Raw genomic sequence first — 21316 nt, forward strand, 5'->3', positions numbered from 1 at the left:
GGTTTAAGGCGGCTTCGACCTCGACACAATGAGCACCCGAAGCCGGTTACTTGCGATCGTGAGATTAAAGCGAGGCGATCCACGCGAGGCTTTTCCAGCGATGGCTGATAACGAGGTAAGAGATCATGATCAGGGACGTATTCGTTGTCGATGCATCGGCCCACAGCTACAACCTCTCTGCGGAGAACCATGCCGCCGGTCGATATTCGAAGGCCGTCGTGGACGCCTTTTATGGCGCCCATCATGGACTGTCTCCATCTGGATATCGGATCCCGTATGAGCATTACACGCGAGACTGGACACTCGAGGAAACGGCAAACATGCTGTTTGTCGAAAGCGATTACGACTTCGCATGCCATCACGTGACCCCGATCAACGCATTCAAGGATGGTGGTTGCAGCATTGCTAAAGCTCGTGAAGCCCGTGAGAGGTGGCCGGGCCGCTTTCAGGTCTACGCTGGCGTAGACCCCGTATTTCCAGAGCAGGCGCTCGACTCGCTGGAGCAACAAGTTGAAGAGCTGAAACCGGTTGGGCTCAAGCTTTATCCGAACAGCTATAAGGCGGATGGTGTTATCGGATGGCACATGGATGACCCGGAAATCGCGTTCCCGGTTTTCCAGCGCGCCCTCGACCTTGGGCTTAAGGCCGTCGCCATCCATAAGGCCTTGCCTCTCGGGCCCGTGCCGATGGATCACTATCGGATGGACGACATAGATGCGGCCGCTGACGCATTTCCAGATTTGCAGTTTGAGGTCGTCCACGGTGGCTTCGCGTTCATCGAGGAGACGGCATTTCAACTTGCACGATTCCCGAACGTCTGGGTAAACCTTGAGACTACAGCAAACCTTGCGGTGGCAAAACCGGGCGCGTTCGAACGAGTCATTGCGGGCCTGATTACCCACGCCGGAGACGGGGCTCTCGATCGGATCATGTGGGCGTCGGGTGCCAGTGTTATTCACGGAGAACCGCCGCTACAGTGGTTTTGGGAGCGATTTAAGTTTTCAGACGAGATGCGGGAGCGGGAAGGTTTGCCGGAGATTACTGAGGAGATCAAGAGAAAGATTCTCGGGCTCAACTATCTGCGGATGCATGGGCTCGATGCAAAAGTCCTGGCCCGAAACATGGAGGGTGATGAGTTTTCCAACGCTCGGTCCAAGGGCAAAGCGAAACCGTACGAAACGACTCTTGCAAAGGGGCTCGCAGCATGACAGCCATTTCCCAGGAAGGCGTGATGTCTCGGCTGCATGGCGTCATTGACCCATGCAGCGCCGCCACCAGAGTCCCCTTGTCGATTGTTGAAATGGGGATGATCGAGCGTGTCGAAGTCCTGTCGGGGGTGGTGACGGTCGCACTTCGTATGACTTCGCCGTTGTGCCATGCGCTACCTTACTTCGAGATGGAGATCGAGAGCGTGCTTGGCGACGTTCCCGGTGTCGTGGGCGTCAAATGCACGTTCGACCATGGCGGGAACTGGCAACCCGACAATATGACTTCCGTTGCTCAACGAAAGCTTGCGGAGCAACGGGAGTTGGTCCGGCGCAGGGCAGGGGAAAGGGATGCCGCTCGCTATCAGGTGCTCAATCCTGTGGGAGTACTGAAGGTCGTGAAATCAGCTTGAGTTTCTGTCGCGACTCAGCTGATCGCATGGCCACGCAACGCTGACTTTCATCAATGTCGCTGCCACTGCCGCTATTGAATTAACCTGGAAACAAGCATGAGCTTGAAAAAATTCTCCGGAGAGGCACTCCAGGTCGCATCAGCTTGTACCAAGGACCGACCCAAAGCGGCGCTGTACATTAAGTTCATGCCACTTGAGCAGGCTCCGGTAGCACGAGGCGTATCTGTTCCGCGGAATGGGTTACGAAGTATTCCGCACGCCTTCCCGGATCCAGACTTTCCGATGTTTCACACCGGACGCTATCACTCATCCCCGTTTGGAATGACTCATATCCGATTTCGGGCCTTCTCGACCTACAGCGGAATGGCTAAAGTCCACCTCAACGAATCGGCACCTCGTCGAACGTCTCAGTCCTCACTAGCTACCATAGGAAAGATCATGGCTCACTTGTTCACGCCGAAGAAGGTAGGCGCTTATACGCTCTCCCATCGGGTTGTTCTGGCACCGATGACGCGCCTTCGTACGATTCAGCCTGGCGACATCCCGAGTCCGATGATGGCCGACTTCTACGGCCAGCGGGCTTCGGAGGGCGGCCTCGAAATCATCGAAGGTGTCAGCATCTCGATCGTTGCCCGGTCGTACCTGGGTGCGGCGAGCTTCTATCACGACGGGCAGGTCGAAGGATGGAAAGCCATTGCCAATGCCGTCCACGCGAAAGGCGGCCGCGTTTTCATGCAGTTGATTCACGGCGGGCGTCAAAGCCACGTTGAAATGACGGGTGGCGTCGATCCAGTCGCACCGTCGGTGGTGCCATTCGAAGGTGTTGCGCTGACGAAGGATGGTTTCGTGCCGGCGTCGCCGCACCGTGCGCTCGACATCGAAGAGATCCCCGGCATCATCGAAGAGTTTCGTGTCGCTGCTCAACGAGCGCTCGACGCCGGTTTCGACGGCGTCGAACTGCACGGCGCCAATGGTTACCTCGTCGACCAGTTCATCCAGGACGGCACCAACAAGCGCGCGGATGCCTACGGCGGCCCGATCGAAAACCGCGTGCGGTTCCTGCGTGAGGCCGTCGAGGCGCTGATTTCGGTGTGGGGCGCCGACCGGGTCGGCGTTCGGATTTCCCCGTCCGGTGAATGGGGGGGTATTTCCGACAGCAATCCCGAAGCCACCTTCAGCTACGTGGCAAAGGTACTCAACGACTACAAGATCGCTTATCTGCACGTGATCGAACCCCGCATCAAGGGCGACGAGACGCTGCACGAAGGCCATGCGCCAGTCGCGGTGAAGTATCTGCGTCCGCATTTCACTGGTCCGATTATCGCCGCTGGCGGATTCGACGGCGCCAGCGCGGAAGCCATCGTTGCTTCCGGTGACGCAGACCTTGTGGCCTTCGGACGTCACTTCACCTCGAACCCCGACCTGCCTTACCGCGTCAAGCACAAGCTGCCCCTCACGCCGTATGTGCGCGCCGGGTTTTGGGGCGGCGATGAGAAGCACTATACGGATTTCCCCACTTACGAAGCTGCCGCGACGGCTTAAGTCAACGTCGTTTTCTTATTCACCCAGTTCAGGAGGCTTACATGTCACGTACTATCAAGTTCGCAAAAGCTGGTGGCCCGGAAGTCCTCGAGTTCATCGAGACGCAGGTGCCGGCTCCCGGCCCGAACGAGGTTCGCATTAACGTAAAGGCAATTGGTATCAACCGTGCCGAGTCGATGTGGCGCCTCGATGACTATATCGAGCCCGTCAAGTTTCCGGCGGGTCTGGGGTATGAGGCTGCGGGCGTCGTTGATGCGATCGGCGCGAACGTAACTGGCATCGCGGTGGGCGACGAGGTGGACGTGATCCCCTCGTTCTCCTTTAACCAGTACTTCACGTATGGCGAGGTCATTACCATGCCGGACTACGCCGTGGTGAAGCACCCGAAATCGCTGTCGTTTGCCGAAGCCGCGTCGGTCTGGATGATGTTCCTGACGGCCTACGGCGCGCTCATCGAGGACGCCAAGGTGGGCAAGGGCGACTTTGTCATCGTACCCGCCGCCTCCAGCAGCGTCGGGCTCGCCGCGATCCAGATCGCCAACTACGCCGGCGCGGCTTCCATCGCGCTGACACGAACATCTGCCAAGCGCAAGCAGTTGCTTGAAGCCGGTGCTACGCATGTGATTGCCACCGACGAAGTCGATATGGTTGCGGAGGTCTTGCGCATCACCGACGGCAAAGGTGCTCGCGTCGCTTTCGATCCGGTCGGCGGCCCTAACTTCCCTAAACTGATTTCCGCGCTGGCCTTTCAGGGTACGGTCTACATCTACGGCGCGCTTGCCGAGGGCGACACACCCATTCCGGTACTGGCAATGATCGCCAAGATGCCAACCATCAAGGCGCACAATGTCTGGCTGACGACCGGTAACGAAACACGGCGCAAGGCTGGAGTGGAATTCATCCTCAAGGGCCTTGAGAGCGGCGCGCTCAAGCCAATAATCGATCGTAGTTTCAAGTTCGATGAGATGGTCGAGGTCCACCGGTATCTTGAGACCAACGGCCAGTTTGGCAAGATCGTAGTAACGGTTTAAGCGGCAACGCGGCGCCACGAGCCGGGGTATGAGGTGTTTCTCGCCCGCTCCCGGCGATGCATCTACTTCGCAACGGGCGCCGCGGTCTCGATATATTCCGACCGGAGTAAAAGCGCTCCGCGGCGCACGGGGCTTTAGTTCTTGTTTCCACTAATCGTCCACGTATTTTGTAGTACTGACCGGATATATCGTGCGTTGTCGCACGGGACTTGCCGGTCCTATTGAGAGTCACACGTCATGTCCACGAAATTGTCCGTTGATCGGCAGGGAAGGCAAACGGCGCAATCCCTATCGAACCGCTTGCCGTTAGCGGGGCTTCTTGCGCTCGCTATGACAGGGTTCATTGCGATTCTCACCGAAACGCTGCCGGCCGGCTTGCTTCCTGAAATAAGTCATGGGCTGGGCGTGCCGGAAAGTTGGACGGGGCAACTGGTGACCCTCTATGCGCTCGGGTCTGTCGCCGCCGCGATTCCTTTGACCGCAGCCACGCGCGGCTGGCGGCGCCGTCGAGTGCTGCTGCTGGCAATTGCGGGGTTTTTTGTTTTCAACAACGTAACAGCGCTTTCTGCATGGTATCCGGTGACACTGGCCGCCCGATTCATGGCAGGCGTTGCCGCTGGACTGACCTGGGGTTTGATTCCCGGATATGCCCGCCAGATGGTCGCTGCGCATCTTCAGGGCCGAGCGATGGCCGTCGCACTGGTCGGCACTCCCATCGCGCTTGCGCTTGGGGTGCCTGCAGGCACGTGGCTCGGCGATCTCGTCGGCTGGCGCGCTGCGTTTGGGTTCATGTCGGCGCTGACAGTCGTGCTCGTGATATGGGTGTTGTGGAAAGCACCGGATCTTCCCGGGCAGGCAAAGGACAAACAACGCGGCGTTAAAGACGTCTTTCTCATGCCGGGCGTGCGGCCGGTCTTATTCGTGATTCTCGCCTGGATGCTCGCCCACAATATGCTCTATACCTACATCGCCCCATTTCTTGTGCCAGCCAACCTGACGAACCATGTTGACTTCGTGCTACTGGACTTTGGGGTGTCTGCATTGCTTGGTATCTGGCTCACCGGCGCCTTGATTGACAGGTGGCTCCGAGCTCTCGTTTTGCTTAGTCTCGGCGTCTTCGCGTTAGCGTCGGCGAGCCTCGGCGTAGATGGAACAGTGGCGGGTGTCATTTACCTTGCGGTCGCGCTGTGGGGCCTCACGTTCGGCGGTGCTGCAACGTTGTTGCAAACGGCGTCTGCCGACGCGGCGGGTGACGGGGCCGACACAGCTCAATCCATGATCGTGACCGTGTGGAACGGAGCGATCGCAGGCGGGGGGCTGATCGGCGGCATCCTCCTCGATACAGCCGGGGTCAGCGTGATGGCATGGGTGCTGCTCGCATTGGCCCTGGTGGGGCTGGTTGTGGCGTGGCGATCGTGCGCACACGCCTTTAAACCCGGTAGCCGCTTTTCCGTCTAGGTGCCAAGCCGCTGTACGGAGCAGAGAACATTTCGTCAGTCAGGAGTTAGATCATGCCGTTGGCTCTTCTCGCGCTAACCATAGGCGCATTCGCAATTGGTACAACTGAATTCGTGATCGTGGGCCTGATACCCACAATCGCTTCGAACCTGAACGTCAACCTGCCGTCCGCAGGGCTTCTGGTGAGCTTTTATGCGCTCGGCGTAGCGGTGGGTGCGCCAGTTCTCACGGCCCTCACAGGGCGGGTTCCGCGCAAGGTACTGCTGGTCGCATTGATGGCGCTTTTTACCGCCGCAAACCTTCTTGCATGGCGAGCTCCAGGGTATGACACATTAATCGTGGCTCGCGTTTTGAGCGGACTCGCTCACGGGGCATTTTTCTCAGTAGGCTCGGTTATCGCGACTAGCCTCGTGCCCAAAGAGAAATCCGCGAGCGCAATCGCCACGATGTTTAGTGGGTTGACGGTGGCTTTTGTAACAGGTGTTCCCCTCGGCACGATTGTGGGTCAACACTTTGGCTGGCGCGCCACGTTTCTGGTCGTCGCCGCTTTCGGGCTCATTGCAATGACGGGTGCGCTCGTCTTCGTTCCGAAGAACATTGCCCACACGGTGCCTGCATCGATCCGCAGACAGGCTGAGCTTTTTGCGCAGCCGCGCTTGCTGCTTGTCTTTGCGATGACCGCAGTGGGCTATGGCGGCTCACTCATCGCCTTTACCTATGTCGCACCTATTCTCGAGCAGATATCGGGATTCACTCCAACAGTCGTTGGCGTGGTGTTACTTGTCTATGGCGTATCAGTAGCTGTCGGGAATTTTTGGGGAGGCAAGTTCGCTGATACGCATGGACCCATACCTGCCCTCAAAGTAATATTCGGTGTGCTCGCGGTCGTGCTGCTCCTTCTGGAGGTTACCGCTTCCAGCAAGGCGCTCGTTCTGCTTACCGTGCTCGCGTGGGGCGCCGTCGCATTCGGCAATGTCCCGGCGTTGCAGGTCTATGTCGTGAAGCAGGCGGAGCGGTTTGCGCCCCATTCCGTCGGGGTAGCATCCGGTATGAATATCGCGGCGTTTAACCTTGGCGTAGCCGGAGGATCCTCGGCTGGAGGGCAAATCGTGACCCACCTTGGCCTCATGCACACGCCGTGGATCGCGGCACTTGTAGTCCTCGCCGCGTTGGCGCTCACGATCCTCAGCGGTCGGCTGGACGGACGGACCCGGCGACCGGGCAAGGCGGCCGTGCGGACCGCATCGACATGTGTCCTTTAGCCCCGAGATCCAGCCTTAGTCGTTCGGTTCGGCGAGTGGGGTGGGGTGCCGATTGTAGGCGAGACCTGAATGACGCGAAATTCATACCGGTACTTGGAATAAGATTTAATGTTTTCGCGCGAGAGCTATTCCTCTGAAGCTAATCAGCGAGACAAGCTTCCGCGAAAGACGCGAATTGCCTCGCCTTCGTACTGGCCAGGCGTCCGGTCGGGTAAACCGCCGACAGGCTTATCGTCGGCAGGATCCAATCGTCCATCACCGAGATCACGACGCCCGATTTCAACTCTGGCGTGAAGGCCCACTCGGATGCAATCGTGATGCCCATGCCCGCGATCACCGCAGCGCGTACGCCCTCGGTCGCGGAGATTTTCACTCGGCCTTGTAGCTTTACCGACACCTCAGCCGTGTCCTTGCGGAACGTCCAGTCCTCGCCGCCGCCGTCTCGTGTATAGATAACAGCCCGGTGTCCGAGGAGATCGGCCGGAGCCTTTGGGAATCCGTATCGCTCGAAGTATTCCGGCGTGCCGATGACACGGCGACGCGCCTCACCGATTCTGCGTGCGGTCATGTTGGAGTCCGCCAATTCCCCCATGCGCAACGCCAAGTCGATGCCTTCGTCGACGAGATCGATGTTTCGATCGTCCAGGACCATTTCAAGATCGAGGTCCGGGTGCTGCTCAAGAAACTCTGACAGCTGAGGCACGATATGCAGTCGCGCGAAGCAGACCGCAGCCGACACACGCAGCTTGCCAGACAGGCCCGAGGCCGCGCCGCGCGCGGCCAGCACGGCCTCGTCGGTTTCTTCGATTGCGCGCCGTGCGCGCTGGTAAAAGCTGGTGCCCGCCTCCGTTGGCGTGAGTGCACGGGTCGATCGCAAGAGCAGCTTGACTCCTAGCCACTCCTCGAGCTGCGCAATCGCTTTCGATACAGCCGGTTGACCGAGGTCATAGTGGCGGGCAGCGGCAGAAAACGAGCCGGTGTCTACAACACGGATAAAGATCTCGATTGCTGCCAATCGGTCCATCTGGATTCTCCTCTGGAATAAGTGTTATCCGATTCTGCACCTTCTGCACGCATACGGAAATGGTTACATTTTGGTGAACGAGGGTATTGCTCGCCTTTAGAGGTTTTCATGCCAACACCGCGGATCCAGCAAGGCACTGCCATTTTCCCGGCTGATCGGGACGCCGAGTTGACTATTGCCGCCTCCGCGAAAGCGGCGTCGCGAGCATTGCGCGCCGGCGCACGGGCGCCACTGTTCACTCTTGCCGACGCCAGCGGGCAGCCGGTTGCTCTTGAAGACCTGCTTCGCGCCGGCCCAGTCTTGCTGCAGTTTCAAAGGGGGGCGTGGTGTTCTTTTGGGGAAGAAAACGCGACCGAACTTGCGTCCGGATATCAGGAGGTTGTCGCGTTGGGTGCGAGCGTCGTTGCCATCGCACCACCCTGCAAGATCGCCTCGCGCAATGCCGTCTTTCCGATGCGCGAATTGCGGGACGTCGACATGAAGGTTGCGCGCGCATATGGGCTCGCATTCGAGCTACCGGCCAGCCTTAGGCCTCGATACGAGCAGTTGGGTTACACGCCCCCATCGGTAAGGAAGACTCGCGATTGGCTGGTTCCGCTGCCCGCCACCTATCTGCTCGATCGTGACGGTGTCGTCGTCCTTGCATTTATCGATGTGGACTACCGGAACCACTGTGGTTGTGGGTCGATCGTCACAGCGTTGAAAGCGCTACAGACCAGATACGCAGTGCGTCGTCGTAGCTTTGCGATCTCGCATTGACGTTGTCGCGCGCACCCTTTGTGTCGATCGTACCTGGCGCATACGGCACATGCAGACCTGATGGAAGGCGTACAGTGCACAGATTTAGCCGTAGCCCGACCACATGCCGCCATGGCGCTTTCAATTTAGACGGCGGCTTGAAGTATCGAACGAAGCTGGAGTAAAGCGCTTTAATCAGTGTATTCAATCTATAAGCGTGACACCGGTTCGTTCTCGAAACTGACCAGGATCAATCGAGTTGCATCAAGGGTAAGAGCGGTGTTTTCCTTCGGGACTTGCATTCGCAAAAGCAGGTGCCAAGGTTCTAGTTCATTACCGCTGCGGACAAAGCGAAGCGGATGCGGTTGTCGCCGAGATTCGCGAGGCAGGCGGGCACGCAGACAAGATTTCCGTGGACCTTCGGACACCGGAAGGCCCGCTTCGACTGGCCGGACGGATGCGCACCATCAAGGATTAGCCATCTTCACCATCTTCCATGATCTCAGGATTGTTGGGGCTCCTCGAATATTGCAGTCTTGAAATGGCAAATTATCCGGAGGGCGCAGGTGCATAGAATGGTTTCAAGGCGGCAGATAGCTCAAAGCTATACGCGCTCTACCTTTTAACAGTCGAAACTTACGGTGGATATCATGAAGACGAGCTCCCTTTTTAAAGTACTGGTTTTAGCCGCGGCGTCTGCCGCGTTGCCTGCATTTGCAAGTGGCTATGGCCCTGCGCCGTTTTATCATCCGGATTTGGGTGCGCCTGCGTCACAACGAGGCCAAAGCGCGCTTACGGTTGCTGCGGAACGCGGCGCCGCGCGCAGCAGTACGGACGATGTAGGTGGCGTAGCGAAAACGACCGTCGGATCCGGTGCAGCGAAGGGGCTGCGTGCACGTTCGTAGTCCATGTTTCGCACTAACCATACTGTCTCTCGTGTTGCAGTCTCATCATGCAACCCATGTTTATGGGCGACCAACACGCTTTGGCAGCGTCTATCGGTTAGCGTTTTACTTTGCGCACCTCGCACGTGAGGACGCAACGACGACGACTGATCTGGATCAACTCTTTGGGTAATCGGGCGGGTAGTGCAACGAGGCTCGCGTTAAAGATTGAACCGATCCTGCCTTGTTCGAAAAGTATCGTGACAAACGATTGACTACGGGTGAAGTGATGATTTCGGATACTGAAAACCGGAAGCTCTACCGGAACGTTCTGGGCAAGCGGATGGCATATGTTGATGAAGGTGAAGGTACGCCGATTCTCTTTCTCCATGGCAATCCGACCTCCTCGTATATCTGGAGGAATGTTATTCCACACGTTTCAACGCAAGCCCGTTGCATCGCACCCGATCTGATAGGAATGGGCGATTCAGAAAAGCTGCTTGACGCCGACCCGCACAGGTATACGTTTTCGCAGCATCGCCGCTTTCTTGATGGATTTCTCGATGAACTCGGCATAGCGAACGATCTGATTATGGTGGGGCAGGATTGGGGTGGCGTGCTGGCAATGGATTGGGCCAGGAGACATCCAGGTGCAACGCGAGGAATTGCCTACATGGAAACGATCGTTCGTGAATTGCGGTGGGACGAAGTCGCTGTGTCCATCCGCGCTCCGCTCGAGCGCTTGCGTTCGCTCGAGGGAGATGCACTTATCCTGCGCGACAACATGCTCGTCGAGAAGGTGCTTCCGGCGGCAATGTTGCGGTCACTTTCCGATCAGGAGATGGCGGTTTATCGTCGACCGTTCCTAACGGAAGGTGACGACCGCCTGCCAATACTGACTTTTAACCGTGAGCTTCCCATTGACGGCAGGCCACAAGCAATAGCCAGCATCGTCGCTCAGTACGCGGACTGGATGAAGGAATCCTCTATCCCTAAGCTGTTTATCAACGCCGAGCCCGGGGCAATGCTCATCGGTCAAATGAGGGATTTCTGTAGAACGTGGAAAAATCAGGAAGAGGTCAAGGTGTACGGCGGACACTACCTGCAAGAGAATTCACCCGACGCGATAGGCGAAGCAATTGCATGCTGGATATCAAGAGTTGCGATCGCTTGACACTGATGGCATGCCGCCGCTCAGGCCGGACCGGCAAGCAATGGGTGCGCAGCACAAAGCTCAAGGGTCCAGTTGATGAACGCACGCATTGCCGGAGATTGATGCCGGTTTTGAGGGTAGACAAGCGAAGTTTCCATAGTTGCGGGTTTCCACTGCGGGAGCACCTCAACGAGTTCCCCAGTGCGCAAATAAGGCAGCGCCAGCATCCGGGCAATTTGAAATAGTCCGAATCCCTTGAGACCTACAGCAAGGTGAGCCTCAGCGTCGTTTACGGTGAATGCACCGGGTATTTTGACCTCAATCTCTTCACCTTCCACCACAAAGTGCAGTTCCATCGGGCGTGAGGTACGCGCCGAGATATATTTCACGGCGACGTGTTTATCCAGGTCCTCCAGACTGATCGGCACACCGAATCTTTTTAAATAGCCTGGAGTGGCAGCAGTCAGGAAGTGAAAGTCATTCAGGTGTCTTGCCACCATGTTCGAGTCGAGTAGCGCGCCAACGCGAATGGTGCAGTCGACCCCCTCCTCGATCATATCTACACGGCGATCGCTCAGGCCAATGGTGAGTTGAACATTCGGGTACTTGGCGTGAAAGTCGTCGAGCGCGGGTACAAGAATCATCTTCCCAATCGGGCCCGACGTGTCGACTCGCAATTTCCCCCGCGGGGTCATCGCGGTCGTGGAGAAGGACCCTTCAATCTCCTCAATTTCTGCGAGAACCTTGACGCATCGCTCGTAGTAGGCAGTTCCGTCGGCGGTGAGACTCAGGCGCCGGGTAGTCCGCTGGAGCAAGCGAACCTTCAGGTAGGATTCCAGATTTTGAATGATATTGGTGACCGAGGCGCGCGGCAGGTTTAGCGTGTCGGCAGCTTTCGTGAAGCTATTCGTATCGACGACACGTATGAAAACCTCCATTGCTTGCAGTCGATCCATTTACCCTCCGGTCTACGAACCTGGAAATCGCACGGGTGCGGTCACTGGTCCTTGATTATACGTGTTGGTCGCATTAGCAGCGGAGCGGCCAGAACGGCTTTGTCAACGCGACGCGACATAACCACCCAATTGCAGTGGGAGAGCATCGACGTGGCCAGTGCGGGAGAACTTCAGTTAGCTGCAGTTCTCTCAGAAAGGGTGGTGAAGCTTCGTTGCGGCGATAAACGCCCACTAAAATGACTCGCTCCGCGAAATGCAGACGCTGCGCGGCCAGTCGACCGGACCGCCTATTCCGGTCCGGTAGCAGGTGTGACGGAATTGCCCCATCCGCCTCCCAATGCGCGAATTAGATGAACGGTGGACACCACCTGGTTACCGGACAATTGAACTTGTGCGAGTTGCGATTGTAAGACGGTTCGTTGTGAATCGATGACGTCCAGATAATTGACCGCGCCCTCTGCGTACTGAGTTTGTGAGAGTTGTGCTGCGCGGGTCGAGGACCGGACTGCCTCTGACTGGGTTTGAGTCTGGACCTTAAGGATGCGCAGGTCCGCGAGGCTATCCTCGACTTCCCGGAATGCCACTAGTACCTGCTGGCGATAAGTGGCCACGTCCTCTTCGTAGACCGCGCGCGCATTTGCCAGGTTACCTTTGCGGCGTCCTCCGTCAAAGATCGGAATCGCCAGCGCCGTGCCAGCTAGCGGCCCTAGCAGAAAAACGCGGGTCGACCAGTTGAAGAGGTCTCCGATCGTGGCAGATTCGAATCCTGCCGTACCCGTTAAAAGCAGAGAGGGAAAATATGCGGACTTAGCAACGCCGATGCGGGCGTTCGCCGCTTGCATCGCATATTCGGCGGCGGCGACATCAGGCCTGCGCTCAAGCAACGAAGACGGAAGTCCCGGCGGCACTTCGATGGTGACCGGCGTAAGCGGGCTAGGCTGCATCGAAAACGCGGACGGCGCTTTGCCCAGTAGTACGGCAAGGCTATGCTCGGACGCCACACGCAACCGCTCGACGGTCATTTCGTCGGAACGAGCCGTAGAAAGTTCAGATCGCGAGCGAGCCACGTCCAGTTCGCTGATATCGCCCTCCTGATAGCGGAGTTGCACGAGGTCGAGCGTCTGCTCCCGAAGCCGGACTGTGTCCCGGTAAACGGAGATCTCGGCATCCAGCTCGCGCAGATTAAAGTAGTTTTGTGCGACGTCGGCTTGCAACGCGAGCCGTACCGAGCGCAACAGTGCTTCGCTTTGCGCCGTGTTCGCATTTGACGCCTGCACGGAATCCGATACCCGTCCAAACAGATCGACCTCGTAGGACGCCGTCGCCTGCGCGCGCCAGAGGGTTTGACGGGGGACTTCCTGGTCGTCCGGGAAGAAGAGAGAAGCCGGGGACTGCCGCTCTAGAGTCGGTCCGAAGCCTGCGCCAACGGTCGGAAAGCGCTGTGAGCGCACCGTCTGATTGAGCGCGCGCGCTTGTTCCACCCGCGCCGAAGCGCCCTTAAGATCCTGATTCGCGTCGCCCGCCTGCTGCTCGAGATCGTCGAGCGCCGGATCGTTGAAGATTTTCCACCATTCACCCCGCGGCGCTTCCTCGGCCGGCTGCGCGACTTTCCATGAGCCGGTTTCGGCGGGCATCATCTCCGCCCCCCGCGTGCCATTATCAGTGGGCGACGCAGCGGTTGCTTCTTTGAAGGCCGTTGGCACGTTCAGATCGGGGCGCTGGTAGGTCGGCGCCAGCGAGCAGCCGGCGGCGGCTACAGTCAGAATAGGCAGGGCCGCCAGCAATCGCCTGGTGGCTTCCAGCCGGACAGCAAGAAGTCGACGCATGGAAACCCTCACAGATCGGCTGTTGCGTCGACTCCGCGCATCTGGGGCACATGCCCGTGCTTGTCGATCAGGTTGTGTCCACCGGCAAGCATGCGCAGCAGCACATAAAACACCGGCGTCAGCAGCAGGCCGAATAGCGTGACGCCAAGCATGCCGAAGAAGACCGCCACGCCCATCGCGTGTCGCATTTCGGAGCCTGCGCCGAACGATGTGATGAGAGGCACCACACCCATGATGAAGGCGAACGACGTCATGAGGATCGGCCTCAAGCGCAAGCGACTTGCTTCGATCGCCGCGCACACGACGGTAAAGCCCTGAAGTTCAAGTTCGCGCGCGAATTCGACGATGAGAATAGCGTTCTTGGCCGACAACCCGACCAGCACCATCAGGCCGATCTGCGTGAAGATGTTGTTGTCTCCGTTCGTTAGCCAGACGCCAATGAGCGCACAGAGGATGCTCATCGGTACGATCATAATCACCGCGAGCGGCAGAGCCAGACTTTCGTACAACGCGGACAGCACCAGAAACACCAGCAGGACGCTAATCGGGAATACCAGCACCGCCGAGTTGCCAGCAAGAATCTGCTGATAAGTCATGTCGGTCCATTCGAACTTGATGCCGCGCGGCAGAACTTGCGCCGCAATGCGTTCAGCGGCTGCCTGCGCCTCGTCGGTCGAATAGCCGGGCGCCGGGCCGCCGTTGATATCGGCCGAGGTGTAACCGTTGTACCGCACCACCATGTCCGGACCATACGTCGGCGTCACTGTCACCAGCGACGATAGCGGAACCATTTCACCATTCGCGTTTCTGGTTTTCAGCAGACCGATGTCTGCGGTGTGAGCGCGGAACGGCGCGTCTGCTTGGACGCGGACCTGATACACACGCCCGAAACGGTTGAAGTCATTGACGTATAAAGAGCCGAGATAAATCTGCATAGTCTGGAACACGTCCGTCACCGCCACTCCTAACTGCTTTGCTTTGACCCGGTCAAGCGCGACGTTCAGTTGGGGAACGTTGATCTGGTAGCTGGAAAACGTCGGTCCCAGTTCGGGGGTTGTCGAGGCGACTTTGATGAACTCCTGCGTTGCCGCGTCGAGTGCCGCATAGCCCAATGCACCCCGATCCTCGAGTTCCATCTTGAAGCCGCCCAGCGTGCCGAGTCCCAATACAGGTGGGGGAGGGAACACGCCGATGTACGCCCCTTTGATCGCGCTATATTTCCTGATGAGCTGGCCGGCAATCTCGTGTGCGGACAGCGCTTTACTCGTTCGTTCCTCGAAGGGTTTCAAGGTCAGAAACATGATTCCCGCGCTGGACGAGTTGGTGAATCCGTTCACGGACAGTCCCGGATGCTGCACGGCTGCTTCAACACCCGGCGTGGCGAGCCCGATCTCGGCCATCTGGCGAATCACTTGTTCAGTCCGGTCGAGCGAAGCGCCGTTTGGCAGTTGCGCAAATGTGATCAGATACTCTTTGTCCTGCGCCGGCACGAATCCGCCGGGAACGACCCGTATCATCGCGACAGCGCAGCAAAGCAGCACAACGTAGATGCCCATCATCAGTGCCTTACGTTTCAGCACTTTTTTCACGCCCGAACTGTAAGCCACGGATCCCCTTTGAAAAACCGCATTGAAACGCTTGAAGAAGCCGCCAAATGCGCGGTCCATTGCGCGCGTCAGCCAGTCTTTGGGTTCGTTATGTCCTTTCAGCAAAAGGGCTGCCAAGGCCGGTGACAGCGTCAGCGAGTTGAACGCCGAGATGATCGTCGAGATCGCGATGGTGACCGCAAACTGTTTGTAGAACTGACCGGTCAGTCCGCTCATAAAGGCAAGCGGTACGAACACGGCCGCCAGCGTCAACGCAATCGCAACAATAGGGCCGCTCACCTCTCGCATCGCTTCATAAGTAGCTTCTTTGGCGGATAGCCCGCTTGCGATATTCCGTTCGACGTTTTCGACCACGACAATGGCGTCGTCGACCACAATGCCGATCGCGAGCACCATCCCGAAGAGCGAAAGCGCGTTGATGGAAAAACCGAACGCAAGTAGGAGCGTAAAGGTACCGACAATGGAAACAGGCACCGCTACAAGCGGAATGACGGACGCGCGCCACGTCTGGAGAAAAATGATGACGACGAGAACGACGAGCGCAATGGCTTCAAGAAGGGTATGGATGACGGCGTGAATACTGGCCCGTACGAACTGTGTCGGGTCGTAAATGATATGGTCTTCGAGGCCCGGCGGAAAGTCGGGCCGCAGCTCGCTCATGGTCTTGCGCACGGCCTCCGAAATCTGCAGGGAATTTGCGCCGGGCTGCTGAAAGATCCACATCGCAACAGCCTGCTTGTTGTCGAGCAATGAGCGCTCGGCATACTCGGCGGCGTCCAGTTCGACGCGGGCCACATCGCGCAGATGTGTCACACCGCCGTCGGGCGATGCTTTAAGGACGATGTCTTCGAATTCCTCGACCGTTTGCAGGCGACCCTGAGCATTCACGCTGAGCTGAAGTGGAACGTCGGGTAAGGTCGGAGAAGATCCGACCAATCCCGCGGAAACCTGTACGTTCTGTTCCCGGATTGCGTCGACAACGTCGGTCGCCGTCATATTGTGCTGGGCGACCTTTTGAGGATCGAGCCAGATGCGCATCGAGTAATCGCCGGACCCTTTCAGGACGACTTCGCCTACGCCCGGCACCCGTTCGAGCCGGTCCTTGACGTTGATGACAGAATAATTGCGCAGGTACTTCATGTCATAACGACCGTTCGGCGACACGAGGTGGACCACCATCGTCAGGGTCGGCGACGATTTGATCGTTGTCACGCCAAGGCGCTGCACGTCTTCAGGCAGCCGCGGCAGCGCCTGCGAGACGCGATTCTCCACTAGCTGCTGGGCCAGGTTCACATCGGTTCCCAGCTTGAACGTGATCGTGAGCGTCAGATTGCCGTCGCTGTTCGCCTGCGACTGCATGTAAAGCATATTTTCGACCCCGTTGATCTGCTCTTCGAGCGGAGCAGCCACCGTCGCCGCAATCACTTTGGGGTTGGCGCCCGGATACTGTGCGCGAACCACGACGGAGGGAGGCACGACTTCCGGATACTCGGATATCGGCAACTTGAATATCGAAATCACACCACCGAGGAGAATCAGCATCGACAATACGCCGGCGAAGATCGGGCGATCGATGAAAAACTTGGACAGGTTCATGGAATCCGCCAGAAACGCGTCTGCTTGCGAAACGGCTTACGCCGGCGACGATTGTGTCGTGGTTCCGGGGCCGTTCATCGGCACCATCTTTGCTCTGACAACGTCTTCGGGATGAATGCGCTGCAACCCGTTGACGACGATTCGGTCGCCCGCAACGAGTCCTTTACGTATCACGCGCAGACCGTCGTGCTGATCGCCAAGCACAACTTCCCGGTAGTGAACGCGGTCGTTGGCATCGAGGATCATGACGAACTTCTTGTCCTGATCCGTGCTAACCGCGGCGTCATCGATCAGCACCGCGGCATGCGGTACGCCGCCGCCGACCTGAACGCGCGCATAGAGTCCCGGAACGAGTGTGCCGTCTTCATTATTGAAGCGTGCGCGCACGCGGATCGTGCCGGATGTCGTGTCCAGCCGGTTGTCGACCGAATAGATCACCCCTGTGCGGGAAAAACCGGTTTCGTTTGCTAGTCCCAGCAGAACGGGCACGGTCTCCTTCGAGTCGCGTCCGAGATAACGCAGATAGGTCTGTTCGTCAGCGTCGAACTCTGCGTAAATCGGCGAGACAGACACGAGTGTCGTCAACAGAGGCGCATTCGCGCCGGTCGACACGACATTGCCGACAGTCAGTTCCGCGCGTGACACCCGGCCGGTAACCGGTGCGGTGATATGCGCGTAGGCGAGATTGATCCGAGCAGTTTCAAGGGCCGCTTGAGCGGCCTTTACGTTAGCAATGGCTTCGCGCGAGGCGTTCTGCGCGAGGTCGTAGTCGCGTTTGGCAATTGCATTGTCGGCAAGCAGGCGGACAGCACGGGCCGCGTCCGTCGACGTGTATCCTTCATGCGCCTGCGCAGCAGCCAGTTGCGCGCCGGCCTGATCGACCGCTGCCAGGTAGGGGCGGGGATCGATCGTAAAGAGCGGATCGCCCTTTTTAACGAGGTCACCGTCGCGGAAGTGCACAGCGATGATGGTGCCGGAAACGAGAGGCCGTATCTCGACCTTGTCTATTGCCGCAAGGCGTCCTGAATAGTCTTGATAGTCGGTGATGGTCTTTGCCACCACCGTCGCAACATCGACTTCAACGTGCGAGGCGGCCGCGACCGCAGCCTCCGCGGCCACTGCTGGACCCGCTCCTTTCAAATGACCCGTACCCAATAGACAGAGGCTGCCCGCTACGACCAGAATAAGGACTCCGATTCGTATAAATTTTGGCCGAGTGTTCATTCGAAACCTCGAGTAGCTTTTCTTACGGGGAAGACGTCTCTGATCTGGTGTACTCGTGGCAGCAACTATCCCGTCTCTTCGAGCAGCAAAACGACGTCGTGGCCTGCGCTCACGCGACACCTGAGGTCAATAGCAGTTTCGTCAGGAACAGAGTATTGGTCCGTCAAACGCGCGTCCTTGGGCGAACCTGATACGACCTGATGCGACCTGACAAGAACTGCGGCGCTCGCCGACTGGCGGGACGCGGTCGACAATTTGTCTAATGTATCGTTGCACTACGTCGATCAGGACCAGCGCTGCATGCCCGACTTTCGCGTGAGCAGGCCTGACTTGGCCGCTTGACATGAGGGGCTTAATCGATCGCCAAAATAGCTTATCCACCACTGCGTTCGCAGTTTGGAAGGCTCCTTTTAGCACGATGATGTAACGGCGATTACGCCACTATTCTCGCGCGCGGAATTCGCACCGGAGTGCCCTTTTCTTTGAGCAGCATAGATTCGTCGAATTGAGTGTTCCGTTCTCTGCGTGTATGGGAAGCGTGACGAGCATCACGCTTGCAAAGATCGTTCGGATACACTCGCCGTAAGCATCTGGGGGGCCTAACTCTTCGCTACGGGCGCCGGAGGTACGGGCAGGATGATCTCAGAAGCGACCTTCCAGTCCTTCCTGATTTTTATCCAGTTGATGATCATCAGAAACGGCTTGGGCGTTCCGTCCTGCCCCGCATACGAAACCGTGATATTCACCGGGGCGTAGGATTGCGCTATGTCTCGCGTCAGGCCGACGACCTTGAGCTTCGAGTAATCCGGCCGAAGCACGACCGGGCCGGAGCTGCCGATGTCGTGCAGCTTCTGATCGATTGCCTCGTTGCCCCAGACGCCTGCCCAGTTCCCCTCGGCGGGGATTGCGCTTTTGGCAACGAGAAGGGCCGAGGGGGATTGCCAGAACATCTCATGCAGAGCCTTGAAGTCGTGCCGGTTGGCTAATTCCATGAGGCTGCCGAACTCTGATTTGATTGTGTTCAGGGTCTGAGCATTCAGTGGCTCTTTGTAGGCAGCAGGAGTAGCCGCGAGAGATCCGGCAGAAAAGGTCAGAGCGGTGGCTGCGGCAAAGAGTGTTTTGTACATGATCAGGAATCCTTTGTAAAAGATATCTTAATTCGTGATGGGAAGACGCCCTAAGATTGCTTCTTGACCGTGTTCGCCGCGCCCCAGAGCGAACCCGGATTGACGTGATCGGGGTAGAGTTCGAGCATTGCGTTGTAGAGTTGCAGCGCGGTTTTCGTTGACGCGTCCAGGCGATCGAAATCGCGAAGGTATTGCCGCGTTTCGCCGATGATGCGGGGATCATCGGCGTTCCCCGGCACTTTGTGCCCAGCGATTACCGCGCGGGGTTTCAGGGCCTCAAGCTTGTCGAGCGTGGAAATCCATTCGAGCCGGCTCTGCGTATCGGTCTCGCCAAGATAGGGATGAATGCCGTTGTAAACAGCATCCCCGCCGACGATCAATCCGATGGACGGGACGTGCAAGCATGTGGAGTGAGCTGTATCAGTTCGCCCGGCATTCAACACGACGAGTTTGTGCCCCTCCAACTCTAGGTCATTGTTTTCCAGCGGCTCGGCGACCAGCAGGCGGTCCGGTATCTCGCCAGGGAAAAGCCGGCGCCAGAAATCGTCGATCCAGGCCGGCGAAAGGTTCTCGTGCATGGCCGCGACCACTTCGGGCGTAGCAGCGGCTCTTGCCTTCGGGAATTGCTCCAGAAGAGTGGCGAGGCCAAAAAAATGGTCGCCGTGCCCGTGCGTAATGTAGATGGTAGTGAGATTCTTACCACTCGCGACCACCCAGTCCAGCAGAGTCTGTGATTGCTCTGACGTGAGAAAGGTGTCGACCAGGACGGCGTCACGTTCTCCATAAATGAGTGTCGACGAATTCGCCACCCACATCAGATCTTCCTTCCCGGCCGGCAGATCGCGACGGAGGCCAGGGCGCTTAATCGTGAGTAAGTCCCATTGAATATTGCTAGTAGCATTGGCGGCACTCATCGTAGATTCCTTTACTGTTTGTGATGTATGGGTCACGAACGGCTCTCATCGGGATCGAGCAGATGCTCGCGGAAACTCGTTGAGATAAGGGTCGAAATGGCCGCCCGGTATCAAAACGAGCCGTTTGGGCTCCAGCGCGCGCTCGGGACGAAATAGCCAGGCGCCTGGTTTGATTCCACCTTCTGCGGGCACGCTTACATCGAGCCTTAAAATCACGATCGTTTCCTCGCGAGCGGGGCAGATTCCTTGACAGGCAGCATTAAGCTGCGGTAAATTAATTCTGACCGGTCGTCTTGAATTAGTCAAGGATATGCGAAGTGAAATCTCAGCTTGCCGCCAAACGTGGGCCGAAGCCCAAGCCCGATACCCGCAACAATCTCGTTCAGGCGGGGTTGCGGATTATTCACGCTGAGGGCTACGCTGCGACGGGTATTCAGAGCATCGTCGAGAGCGTGAATGTGCCCAAAGGGTCGTTCTACAATCACTTCGCCAGCAAGGAGGCGTTCGGGGCAGAGGTGATGGACGCCTACTTCGATCGCAACGAAGGCAAACTACGCGACATCTTCGGCAATGCCGATGTCGCACCGTTGGTCCGGTTGGAAGCCTATTTTGACGACCGGATCAAGGTGTTTAAGGCAGTCGGCTTCGCAAAGGGATGTCTGTTGGGAAATCTCAGCGCAGAGGTGGCTGACCATAGCGTGCTTATGCGGGAGCGTCTGGCCGGGCATTTTGCGAGCTGGGGCCATTTCTTCGAGATCTGCATTGCTGAAGCGCAGGAGCAAGGTGCAGTCGGCGACCTGCTTCCCGCAGCCATGCTAGGGCGGTTCGTGCTGAATAGCTGGGAAGGCGCGTTATTGCGTATGCGTGCAGAAAAGAGTGAGGCTCCGTTGATCGAGTTCAAGCAGGTCGTCTTCGGCAAGCTTCTCACCTAAGAGGGCGAGAAAAAAAGGATTTGGCCAAACTCCGACCACGCCATCGTGATTCGCCGGGCGAAAATGCCAACCATTTTCCGTTCAGGCTTAACGCGATGGATCTGCCGGAAGGCAACAGGCATGCGAACGGGGTTAGGGCGCGGTAACTCACGCATATATCAATGGCCACTGGCGATAGCGGCGGTGGAGAGAAACTCTACGAGAATTCCATAAAACAGTTATAGCTTAATGTGATTTTGCCGTTGAAGAGGATTCCTGAAAATCTCACGACGTTGGCTGTCGTTGACGTTTTAACAGCATCGGGTCGGCAAGAGCCGCTCGCATCGCCTTAAAGCGATCGCCACTGATTCAAGCATAAATTGCGATAGACGATGGTTTAGTCAGGCTGCCCGATAGATTTGACATAATGCTAATTATCAATGTT

General features: G+C 57.7%; 16 protein-coding genes. 9 read left to right on the top strand and 7 right to left on the bottom strand.

Annotated features, from left to right (window positions below; translation table 11 throughout):
- The first annotated feature begins 125 nt into the window (after nt 1–125).
- The 6 genes from HB376_RS32745 (at nt 126) to HB376_RS32770 (ending at nt 6911) form a co-directional block, all read left to right on the top strand.
- Nucleotides 126–1208: an amidohydrolase family protein gene (locus HB376_RS32745; RefSeq protein ID WP_213767801.1), complete on the top strand. Its 1083-nt coding sequence runs from the start codon at nt 126–128 to the stop codon at nt 1206–1208.
- Nucleotides 1205–1618: an iron-sulfur cluster assembly protein gene (locus tag HB376_RS32750; protein ID WP_213767802.1), complete on the top strand. Its 414-nt coding sequence runs from the start codon at nt 1205–1207 to the stop codon at nt 1616–1618. The genes HB376_RS32745 and HB376_RS32750 overlap by 4 nt, the downstream gene beginning before the upstream one ends.
- 438 nt (nt 1619–2056) lie before the next feature.
- Entirely contained in the window at nt 2057–3160 is a 1104-nt protein-coding gene (locus tag HB376_RS32755) for an alkene reductase (RefSeq protein ID WP_213767819.1), read from the top strand.
- A 41-nt stretch (nt 3161–3201) separates the two neighbouring features.
- On the top strand, nt 3202–4191 hold the full coding sequence (locus HB376_RS32760) for a zinc-dependent alcohol dehydrogenase family protein (protein ID WP_213767803.1): 990 nt from the start codon (nt 3202–3204) through the stop codon (nt 4189–4191).
- A gap of 237 nt (nt 4192–4428) precedes the next feature.
- Nucleotides 4429–5649 (top strand): MFS transporter, encoded by a 1221-nt coding sequence (locus tag HB376_RS32765; protein WP_255631693.1) that lies wholly within the window; start codon nt 4429–4431, stop codon nt 5647–5649.
- Nucleotides 5650–5702: 53 nt separating this feature from the next.
- Nucleotides 5703–6911 carry an MFS transporter gene (locus HB376_RS32770; protein ID WP_213767804.1) on the top strand — a complete coding sequence of 403 codons (1209 nt, stop codon included), beginning with the start codon at nt 5703–5705 and terminating at the stop codon, nt 6909–6911.
- A gap of 139 nt (nt 6912–7050) precedes the next feature.
- On the opposite strand, the gene HB376_RS32775 is transcribed toward HB376_RS32770, so the two are convergent.
- On the bottom strand, nt 7051–7935 hold the full coding sequence (locus HB376_RS32775; RefSeq protein WP_213767805.1) for a LysR family transcriptional regulator: 885 nt from the start codon (nt 7933–7935) through the stop codon (nt 7051–7053).
- A 108-nt stretch (nt 7936–8043) separates the two neighbouring features.
- On the opposite strand from HB376_RS32775, the gene HB376_RS32780 reads away from it, so the two are divergent.
- Nucleotides 8044–8694, top strand: a complete 651-nt coding sequence (locus HB376_RS32780; RefSeq protein ID WP_213767806.1) for a peroxiredoxin-like family protein — start codon at nt 8044–8046, stop codon at nt 8692–8694.
- A gap of 1107 nt (nt 8695–9801) precedes the next feature.
- Complete coding sequence (locus tag HB376_RS32785) at nt 9802–10731, top strand: haloalkane dehalogenase (RefSeq protein WP_213767807.1); 930 nt, start codon at nt 9802–9804, stop codon at nt 10729–10731.
- A gap of 20 nt (nt 10732–10751) precedes the next feature.
- On the opposite strand, the gene HB376_RS32790 is transcribed toward HB376_RS32785, so the two are convergent.
- The 6 genes from HB376_RS32790 to HB376_RS32815 all read right to left on the bottom strand — a co-directional run bounded on the left by HB376_RS32790 (nt 10752) and on the right by HB376_RS32815 (nt 19960).
- Nucleotides 10752–11666 carry a LysR family transcriptional regulator gene (locus HB376_RS32790; protein WP_213767808.1) on the bottom strand — a complete coding sequence of 305 codons (915 nt, stop codon included), beginning with the start codon at nt 11664–11666 and terminating at the stop codon, nt 10752–10754.
- A 287-nt stretch (nt 11667–11953) separates the two neighbouring features.
- Complete coding sequence (locus HB376_RS32795; RefSeq protein ID WP_213767809.1) at nt 11954–13492, bottom strand: efflux transporter outer membrane subunit; 1539 nt, start codon at nt 13490–13492, stop codon at nt 11954–11956.
- An 8-nt stretch (nt 13493–13500) separates the two neighbouring features.
- The gene (locus HB376_RS32800; RefSeq protein ID WP_213767810.1) at nt 13501–16695 is read right to left on the bottom strand and encodes a multidrug efflux RND transporter permease subunit; all 3195 of its coding nucleotides are present in this window, start codon (nt 16693–16695) and stop codon (nt 13501–13503) included.
- A 36-nt stretch (nt 16696–16731) separates the two neighbouring features.
- Complete coding sequence (locus HB376_RS32805) at nt 16732–17919, bottom strand: efflux RND transporter periplasmic adaptor subunit (RefSeq protein ID WP_213767811.1); 1188 nt, start codon at nt 17917–17919, stop codon at nt 16732–16734.
- A gap of 599 nt (nt 17920–18518) precedes the next feature.
- Nucleotides 18519–19046 (bottom strand): hypothetical protein, encoded by a 528-nt coding sequence (locus HB376_RS32810; RefSeq protein ID WP_213767812.1) that lies wholly within the window; start codon nt 19044–19046, stop codon nt 18519–18521.
- Between the two features lie 50 nt (nt 19047–19096).
- The gene (locus HB376_RS32815; RefSeq protein WP_213767813.1) at nt 19097–19960 is read right to left on the bottom strand and encodes an MBL fold metallo-hydrolase; all 864 of its coding nucleotides are present in this window, start codon (nt 19958–19960) and stop codon (nt 19097–19099) included.
- A 317-nt stretch (nt 19961–20277) separates the two neighbouring features.
- Between HB376_RS32815 and HB376_RS32820 the strand changes: the two genes are divergently transcribed.
- On the top strand, nt 20278–20892 hold the full coding sequence (locus tag HB376_RS32820; RefSeq protein ID WP_213767814.1) for a TetR family transcriptional regulator C-terminal domain-containing protein: 615 nt from the start codon (nt 20278–20280) through the stop codon (nt 20890–20892).
- The last annotated feature ends 424 nt before the right edge of the window (nt 20893–21316 follow it).

Origin of the sequence: Caballeronia sp. dw_19 (assembly GCF_018449515.1) — a bacterium.
GTDB lineage: Bacteria > Pseudomonadota > Gammaproteobacteria > Burkholderiales > Burkholderiaceae > Caballeronia.